Annotated in this window: 1 protein-coding gene; it reads right to left on the reverse strand. The window is 55.0% G+C overall.

Annotation, left to right across the window (positions count from 1 at the left end; all coding sequences use genetic code 11):
• Positions 1-272 precede the first annotated feature (272 nt).
• Complete coding sequence (locus tag JNN07_04535) at positions 273-1,499, reverse strand: patatin-like phospholipase family protein (protein MBL9166987.1); 1,227 nt, start codon at positions 1,497-1,499, stop codon at positions 273-275.
• Positions 1,500-1,592 lie beyond the last annotated feature (93 nt).

Consider the following 1,592-nt stretch of genomic DNA (forward strand, 5'->3'; position numbering starts at 1 on the left):
TGGCCGCTTCGAAAAAGCTCGACCGGCAAGTCTGGGTCCGTCTGCGACCGACGCCTACTCGAGTTCATCGCCGGAAAGCCGCCGCTGGATATTCGCCGCCCGTAAGCTGCCGCTCGCCGACGAGTCGTCTCGACCCAATGCAGCCGTCGAGCTTTGAGGAAAGCAGTCGCTCAACGTCTAAAGTAACCGGACCGTGCGAGCGGCGCGCAGCGCCGATTGCACGGGTCCGTGTTGACTGAAATGTTGGGCAGCGCATACTGCGCGACGATCAATCATCGCGTGCAACTGATCTCTACGTTCGGTCGCCTTCCGACTATTTGAAGGGGAAGATCGCGTTGCAGCAATGGATTCCTTTGCGTGTCGCAAGAGAAGTGCTGTCCGGAAAAGGCAGCTGTGAACCAACTGCACGCGGCTCGACGGGATATGTCGTCCTCTTGAATGAGGATGCGCGCGGTGTCACGCAAAGCTGATTGCAATACGGTTGGCTCACATTTCTTGGGACCAGCTAGGTTGAAATCGGTCGAGATACGACTCGTGATATGCCACAACCGCTGCCTGAACACTAGTACCGGGTGCCGAGCCTCGCCGATGGGACCATCTTGTGGCGGTATATCTTGTGGGCTGTACTTGACGGATGCAACCTCTGACATGGCGATGTGCCAGACCAGACATGATGCGTTCTCCATTGCGGCTGCTTCTGGCGACCTTCCAAGTGGCACCTTGAGTACGCGATCATAAGGGTGAACAAGGCGCGAGAGCCCTTCTTCTCCGGCGTAGAAGGTCTCCCGCAAGCTTACGGTGCTTCTAGGCCAAGCTGGATCACCGAGCGGGTTGTCTGCAGCGCCACGTACCTCAAGCCTGAAGCCAAGATCGCGGAGGGTGGATTCACGTCGGCGTGCAAGCAATGCGTCGAATGCGTCAAGAAAGTTCGTGTCAACGATGTAGTCAATAGCGCTGGCTCTCAGGTCTCGGCGAAATAGCATTGACGGATCTGCACCGGGCGGATAAGCATCGACAGCAAATATAAAGCATTGGAAGTTACTTTGCTTGGAAGTGCCACGGTAAGCGCGCGCAGCACTGAGTAGAGTATCAACACCAAGATTGTCCGAAGGCCCACCATCAATTAAGTGAACATAGCTTTGCGGTAATGGTGTAGCACGGGGCGGTCCGGTGACATAGCTCTTGAGTGTTACTGCGCTAAAGACACCAGGGAATGCGGCAGAGGCCACAACAGCGTCAGCTATTGGATACTTCCCCAAATCGGAATCCACATAGGAGATGAAATTCGAACCTGTAAAGGTGAACAGCCGGGCTTCGGACAGGCCAAGTTGAGTGGCGTTTATTAGCAGCGCAGGTCGCCGTGGCCCTGGACTCCCTAGGGATGAGAACGTAGCGTTCTTGAAAAGAACGTCATTCAAGACGTCAGCAAGAACGTTGGACCTGTCGTAGTCCGTAGTCGCATTAAGAATTAGGTTGTCAGGCCTGATGTAACGCCACATCCATTTCGACCGGAAGTTCGTCCGCATCAAGGCGTGAAAGTTCTCCCAATCGCTATCTGTGCGTATTGATTCGCCGTGCAAAGCATAGTAGGC

The sequence above is a fragment of the Verrucomicrobiales bacterium genome (assembly GCA_016793885.1).
Taxonomy (GTDB): Bacteria; Verrucomicrobiota; Verrucomicrobiia; order Limisphaerales; family UBA11320; genus UBA11320.

What these genes read in the sequence shown, in the direction of transcription:
- JNN07_04535 (MBL9166987.1), bottom strand. Translation starts at nt 1,499, where the DNA reads ATGTGGCGTTACATCAGGCCTGACAACCTAATTCTTAATGCGACTACG.